Raw genomic sequence first — 6,963 nt, 5'->3', positions numbered from 1 at the left:
CTTTTGCCATTTTTCTGTAAGCTTTTTTGATTGTAGTTTGGTCCGCATCTCTTGAGACCTCTAATATTTCGTAATAGCTTAAATCCTGCATATTATTTTAATATCCTAACATCTAAAATTTTTTCGCAATTATATCGTTTTAAATTTAATCTATGTATAATCCCCTTATGAAACATTTTATACTATATTTAAGTGCATTTTTACTCTTTACGGGATGTTCTAAAGAGCCTCCGGTGAGCTTTTCAAACATGCCAGATACCAATCTTTACAAGAGCAACTTTAACGAGCTTCCAAATTGGAGCCAAGAAGATTATGCAAATGCGCTAGAGTCGTTTGTGCGTAGCTGCAAAACGGCTAAAACACAAGAGATTTACACAAATCTGTGCATTAGAGCAATAGATGCCATAGATGCAAAAGAGTTTTTAACATCCTACTTTACTCCATATAAAATCGCTCTTCCAAATAGTTCGCAAGATGGGCTTCTAACAGGCTATTATGAGCCTGAGCTAAGAGGTTCACTGACTAAAAAAGAGCCATATATTTACCCGGTATATAAAACTCCAAAAGATTTGGTTGTCGTTGATCTGGGCGAGCAGTATCCAGAACTTAAAAGCTATAGGTTAAGAGGTAAAATCGTCGGCAACAGGCTTGTGCCTTTCCATGATAGAGAAGATGCTGTAAAAAATGAACTTGATGCGGAGGTTATCTGCTATACTGACTCGAAAATCGATCTTTTCTTTTTAGAAGTTCAAGGCTCGGGAAGAGTGAGTCTTGATGATGGAAGCGTCATATTTGTCGGTTATGAGAACCAAAACGGGTACAAATACGCCTCAATAGGAAAATATCTTGTAAATATGGGCGAAATAGCTCTGGAAGATATTTCGCTTCAGAGCATAAAAGCGTGGTTAGAGCAAAATCCCTCAAGGATTGATGAAGTGCTCAATTACAACAAATCTATGGTTTTTTTCAGACAAAAAGAGCATGCGGCAAGCGGTTCACTCGGGGTTGTGCTTACGCCAAAACGCTCAATTGCGGTAGACAGAAGGTATATTCCACTGGGAAGCATGCTCTATTTGAGCGCACAGGACGAAGCTGTCTCTTTTAACCGTGTCGTTATGGCGGAGGATACGGGCGGTGCCATCAAAGGGAGTGTGAGAGCCGATATATTTATGGGCTACGGAGAGGAAGCAAAAGAGGTGGCTGGCAGACTAAAAGCGCCTCTGAAGCTCTGGATACTTTTGCCAAAAGGGAGCTCTTGATGAACGGCTCACTGGAGAAGTTTAACAAACTGGTAGATGCCCTGCAAGAACTCCCTACCATAGGGAAGAAATCGGCAACAAGGCTTGCTTACCACATGGTTATGAAAGATAGGTTTACCGGGATGAAAATTTCTCATGCGATAGAAGAGGCTCTTGGATCTCTCAAAGAGTGCACTTCATGCGGTGGTATGAGCGAAGATGAGCTCTGCTTTATCTGTTGTGATGAGAGCAGGGATGAGATGCTTTTATGCATAGTGGAAAACGCAAAAGATATATTGATTTTAGAGGAGAACGCACTTTTTGGCGGAAGATATTTTGTTCTGGAGTCATTAGCGGAGTTTGATTTCTCAAAACTGGAGAGATTGGTCTCTTCGGGTGTACAAGAGATAGTTTTTGCTCTAACGCCATCTATCGCAAATGATGCGGTTATGTTATATATTGAAGATAAATTAAGTAATTTTAATATAAACTACTCAAAAATTGCTCAAGGCGTCCCAACCGGAGTGAGTTTAGAAAATATTGATATTTTGTCTTTAACGAGAGCGTTATCTGGCAGAGTAAAGGTTTAAATTTGAGATTTATTTGTTTGGCTTTTGTTCTTACATGCGTAGTAACTTTTAGTGGTTGTAGCGCCAAAACTCCAGAGAAGCCAAGCGAGGTTTCTGCTGTTGAGCAAGAAAGCGATGATTTTAACGGTGAACTAGATGGGTTTTCGGATGAGTTTGAAGACAAAGAGGTTTATGACCCATTCAGCGGCTACAACAGAGCCATGACGACTTTTAATGACGGTGCATATGAATATGTGCTCAAACCAGTTGCAAATGGATACAACTATGTGATGCATGTTGAAGTTAGAGAGAGTGTGAGAAATTTCTTCAACAATCTCTACTTTCCTATGCGATTTGTAAACAACGTTTTGCAAGGCAAGTTTTATTACGCTGCCGAAGAGACGGGCCGCTTTGTCATCAACACAACAGTGGGGATACTTGGGCTTTTTGATCCTGCAAAAGTACACTTTAATCTTGAAGTGCATGATGAGGATTTTGGTCAGACTTTAGGTTTTTACGGAGTAGGGAGCGGTCCTCACATAGTACTTCCTATTTTTGGACCATCAAACTTAAGAGATTTGGTCGGTATATATCCTGATTCTCTGCTTAGCCCGCTTGACTACACAGAGAGAAGCTACTGGACATTGACAGATACATGGCCTGAGTATTTGGGTGCAAAAACAGTTGAAAAAGTCAATTTTATCTCTTTAAATATGGATAAATACGAGAAGATGAGAAGAGATGCGGTTGATTTGTATCCGTATTTCAGAGATGTTTATGAGCAGTATAGAAACAAACAGATTGAGGAGTAAAAGTTGAAAAATATCTTTAAAAAAATAGTAGTTTTATGTGTGGCACTGCTTTTTGCGCAAAATTTGGCGGCAGATGAGCAGAAGGATTTAAAAAATCGTTTTTTAGACAAGATTAATGAAGTAATTTTAATAGTTGAGGACAAAAGATTCTCTAAAGATGAGAGAAATCGTAACATAGTAAAAGCACTTACGCCGATGTTTGATTTTGAGCTTATGGCAAAACTGAGCCTCGGTAATGCATGGAGAGAGCTTAAAAAAGATGACCAAGAGAGATTTATAGAGCTATATGTAGAGAGAATGAAACAGTCTTACTCTGCCAAAATCGATGCTTATGAAGATGAGAAGGTCGAAGTTAAAAATATTGAACAGCCGCAGTCAAACAGAATAGCCCTTACAACAGACCTTGTAAGCAAATCTGAAAAACTGGAGATTGTCTATAAATACCACAAGCCAAGCTCAAAACAGGCGGACAAGGACGAGTGGCTTATATATGACGTAGAGATTTTAGGAGTCAGCATTTTAAAAACAGACAGAGCGCAGTTTAAAGAGTTTTTACAGACAAAAAGCATATACGAACTTATGGATGCTTTGGTTAAGCAGTCGTAAATAATGTTAGAGAGCCTATACAAAAACTATATTTTAAAATACCCAAAAATTGTTCTAGCACTCATGAGTGCTTTTATAGTAGTCATGGCTCTTTTTGCCTTTAGGCTGGAGATTGACGCAAGTGCCGAGACACTTCTTCTTGAAGATGATAAAGATTTAGAGTACACAAGAGATGTGCTCAAGAGGTTTGAAGCGCCGAACTTTTTGGTTGTTACCTACACTGCGCAAGATGACCTCTTAAGTGATGAGAATATTGCAAATATCAAGAAACTAAGCTCGCAGATAGAGACTCTTGAGGTAGTACAGAGTATCAACTCTATAGTAAATGTTCCGCTTTTGCAATCTCCTCCGGTTGAGCTAAAAGAGCTTCTCAAAGATATACCGACATTAGAATCCCCCGAAATTAACAAGGATTTGGCAAAGCAGGAGTTTTTAACAAGTGCTATCTATAAAAAGAACCTGGTAAGTGAAGATTTTAAAACTACCGCTTTGATGGTAAACCTTAAAAGAGATGAGAAATATTTTAGCCTCATAGACAACAGAGACAGATTTATAAAGCTTAAAAAACAAAGAGCGCTCAGTGCGGATGAGAAGAGAAGCTATAAAAAAGCGGAGGCAGAACTCAAAGAGTATAGAGATATTTTAAGAGAAGAAACTCATCAAATGATACTGAAACTCAGAGAAATCCTTGAAAATTTTGAGCAGCAGCACAGCAACGTCAAACTTCATTTAGGCGGGGTTGAGATGATTGCCGATGATATGGTTGAGTTTGTAAAGTATGACCTCAAAACCTTCGGATTTTTAATAGTTATACTTCTTATAGCAGTTCTATATATACTTCTTAAAAAGGTGCAGTGGGTTGTTATAGCGCTTTTTATCTGCAGCACTTCGCTTGTTGTCACAAGTGGACTTTTGGGGCTTTTTGGCTGGGAGATAACGGTTGTCTCATCAAACTATATCTCGCTACAGCTTATTATGAACATGTCGTTGGTCGTGCATCTTATAGTGAGGTATAAAGAGCTATACGTCGAAAATCCGCATGATACGCAGATGGGTCTTACGTTAAATACTGTTCTCTCCATGTCAAAACCCTCTTTCTTTGTGGTAATTACCACAATAGCGGGATTTAGCTCTTTGGTTTTTAGCGGTATTTTGCCGGTTATAAACTTTGGGTGGATGATGAGTACTGGGATAATAGTATCGCTTCTTATGACTTTTGTTCTGTTTCCGATTATTTTGCTTCTGTTTGAGAAGAAAGAGTCTCTTAGTTTTGGCAAAGGAGGCGCTCCATTTACCGCTAAAGTGGCGCATGTTGCATTTCATTACAGAAAAACAATCCTTCTCTCGGCTCTGTTTGTAGTACTTTTTTCCATCTCGGGTGCGACAAAGCTTAGGGTTGAAAACAGTTTTATAGACTACTTTAAGCAAGAGACCGAGATATATAAAGGGATGGCTCTTATTGATCAAAAACTAGGCGGAACTACACCGCTTGATATCGTCTTGACGTTTAAAGCCAGAAGCGATGAGGTCGCTTCTGTGGAGGTAGTCGGCTCAGATGAAGATGAAGAACTTGACTCGTTTGCAGATGAGTTTGAGGAGAGTCAGGAAGATAGAGAGAAGTACTGGTTTACGCAAAACAAGATGCGCAAGATTAAAGAGGTTCATCAGTACTTAGAGTCTCTTGAGGCTGTGGGGAAAGTGCTCTCGCTCTCAACAACAGGAGAGATTTTAAAAGTTTTAAACGATGGCAAAGAGGCAGACGGGCTCACACTTGCACTTATGTACAAAGAGTTGCCAGAGGAGTATAGAAAAATCATACTCACGCCTTATGTGGATATAGAAAATAATCAGGTGCGCATAAGTACAAGAATCATCGACTCAATGCCAAATTTGCAAAGAAACGCTCTTATTAAAAAGATAAACAGAGACATAAAAGAGATGCTCAACCCTGAGTATGAGGAGCATAAAGCGGCAAATCTTTTGATAATGTACAACAATATGCTCCAGTCGCTTTTTGATTCTCAGATCAAAACCATAGGGGTGGTCGTTCTCATCCTCTTTTTAATGTTTTTAGCCCTTTTTAGAAGTCTCAAAGTTGCGGTAATTGCAATTATCGCAAACGTTATTCCCGTAGGTGTGATTTTTGGATTTATGGGATGGATGGATATTCCTCTTGACATGATGACCATAACTATTGCCGCCATAAGCATAGGCATAGCGGTTGATGATACCATACACTACATCTACAGGTACTCTCTGCTTTACCGAGAGTCAGGCGACGCAAAAGGCTCTATGTTTAGAGCGCATAAAAGCATTGGAACAGCGATGTTTTATACTTCAACCATCATTATGATAGGGTTTTGTATCTTGGTGCTCTCCAACTTCCTGCCGACTATCTATTTTGGACTTCTTACCATGATTGCCATGTTTATGGCGATTGTCGCAGATTTGCTGCTGCTTCCTGTATTGCTTCTAATTTTCGGCATCTAAATGTTGTAAAATAATCTTCATCCGCTGATAATGAACCTCAAGAGTTTTATCGGCAAATGGGTGGTCATACTCTTCGCCATCGAATGTTTTAGCACCTCTCTCTTTGGCACTCTCTCTTAGCGGAGAGGTTAGACTGCTCGGAAGAATGGAATCTTTTTGCGCTGTAATAATAAGAAGTCTGCTTGCATCTCTTGGAAGATTTGCTACGGGGTCAACCCTCTTTGGGCATCCAAACGGGGAGAGAAAACTCGGGGCTGAGTCAATAACTGCCGCATCATACTCCAGACCTGAGCCGATAACATTTAACATAACGGCACCTCCTAGTGAAATACCGTAAAGCAATCTTCTTTCATATGCTTTATTGAGTGAAGCAACCATCTCTTTGTAATCTTGTATTATCGCTTTTATGCGTCTGTTTCCCTCCGAATTTGCATAGCCTCTGTAGTCATAAACGTAAACATCATAGCCTTTTAGTGAGAAACTCTTTAACATAACGACCATCTGCTCAGATATCATGGTATTTCCCATGGCTACCAAAATATACCCTTTTGCAGAAGTTCTTGTATATCCGTTATTTGAGAGGTACCTGTAGCCTCTAAGCGTTTTGCCGTCAGATGTTTTGTATTGGCTTGGTTCTATAAAAGGGATATTTGCGACTATGCTGTTGTCTGGTTTGGGTGTCATTGAACTCCACATCCAAAAGACAAAAGGCTCTAAGAAAGTGCCGCAAAGAGACTCTTCTCTCTCGCTTGCCGATATACTTATGGCTATAAAAAAAGTTAAAAACAGTATCTTGATTCTCTTCATAACAGCGCCTTTAAGATCTTAAAAGTGAGGCATGTTATCATTTTTTAAATAAAATATACAAAGCGTATAGAAAAAAAAATGCGTAGCAGCTCTTGAAATTTTGCTGTATAATTAGCTTTTCTATTCTAGGGAGTACATTGAAATATATTCTTGTTTCGTTACTCGTTGCTTCACTTCTTCAAATTTTTTTATGGCTTAGCAGCGAGCAAAAATTTATCACTCCGCCCGATGCCGACAATATCATAGAATCTCTGTCGTATGCGCCCTACAAAAAGGGAAACAAGAAAGAGATGCTTAGCGATGAAGAGGTATATAAAGATTTAATTCTCCTAAATAAATTTACAAATAGTGTGCGTCTCTACTCTGCTGAGGATTCACAAAAAGTTATGCCGATAGTAAAACAGCTTGGCATGCAAGCGCACTTTGGTATTTGGCTTAGCG

General features: G+C 39.3%; 7 protein-coding genes and 1 pseudogene. 6 read left to right on the top strand and 2 right to left on the bottom strand.

Going from position 1 to position 6,963, the window contains the following annotated elements:
* Window positions 1-91: DnaJ domain-containing protein (locus RQ763_RS08130; RefSeq protein ID WP_314152277.1), on the bottom strand; the 91-nt coding region annotated here is incomplete at its 3' end.
* Between the two features lie 142 nt (window positions 92-233).
* Here RQ763_RS08130 and RQ763_RS08125 point away from each other — a divergent pair.
* From RQ763_RS08125 to RQ763_RS08105, 5 genes are read left to right on the top strand one after another with little or no spacing between them, the layout of a single operon-like run.
* Window positions 234-1,259 (top strand): murein transglycosylase A, encoded by a 1,026-nt coding sequence (locus tag RQ763_RS08125; RefSeq protein ID WP_314152276.1) that lies wholly within the window; start codon window positions 234-236, stop codon window positions 1,257-1,259.
* Window positions 1,259-1,828: a recombination mediator RecR gene (gene recR / locus RQ763_RS08120; protein ID WP_314152274.1), complete on the top strand. Its 570-nt coding sequence runs from the start codon at window positions 1,259-1,261 to the stop codon at window positions 1,826-1,828. The genes RQ763_RS08125 and recR overlap by 1 nt, the downstream gene beginning before the upstream one ends.
* A 2-nt stretch (window positions 1,829-1,830) precedes the next feature.
* Entirely contained in the window at window positions 1,831-2,619 is a 789-nt protein-coding gene (locus tag RQ763_RS08115) for a VacJ family lipoprotein (RefSeq protein ID WP_314152273.1), read from the top strand.
* Window positions 2,620-2,622: 3 nt separating this feature from the next.
* Window positions 2,623-3,225 (top strand): ABC transporter substrate-binding protein, encoded by a 603-nt coding sequence (locus RQ763_RS08110; protein ID WP_314152272.1) that lies wholly within the window; start codon window positions 2,623-2,625, stop codon window positions 3,223-3,225.
* A 3-nt stretch (window positions 3,226-3,228) separates the two neighbouring features.
* The gene (locus RQ763_RS08105; protein ID WP_314152270.1) at window positions 3,229-5,715 is read left to right on the top strand and encodes an efflux RND transporter permease subunit; all 2,487 of its coding nucleotides are present in this window, start codon (window positions 3,229-3,231) and stop codon (window positions 5,713-5,715) included.
* Here RQ763_RS08105 and RQ763_RS08100 read toward each other — a convergent pair.
* Window positions 5,698-6,522: an alpha/beta hydrolase gene (locus RQ763_RS08100; RefSeq protein WP_314152269.1), complete on the bottom strand. Its 825-nt coding sequence runs from the start codon at window positions 6,520-6,522 to the stop codon at window positions 5,698-5,700. The genes RQ763_RS08105 and RQ763_RS08100 overlap by 18 nt on opposite strands.
* A 137-nt stretch (window positions 6,523-6,659) precedes the next feature.
* Here RQ763_RS08100 and RQ763_RS08095 point away from each other — a divergent pair.
* Window positions 6,660-6,963 (top strand): annotated as a pseudogene (locus tag RQ763_RS08095) (glycosyl transferase); the annotation flags it as partial.

This window comes from Sulfurimonas sp. (assembly GCF_032250635.1).
In the GTDB taxonomy this organism is placed as follows: Bacteria; Campylobacterota; Campylobacteria; order Campylobacterales; family Sulfurimonadaceae; genus Sulfurimonas.
The sequence above is the reverse complement of the archived record's forward strand: the minus strand, read 5'-3'. Positions and strand labels throughout refer to the sequence as shown.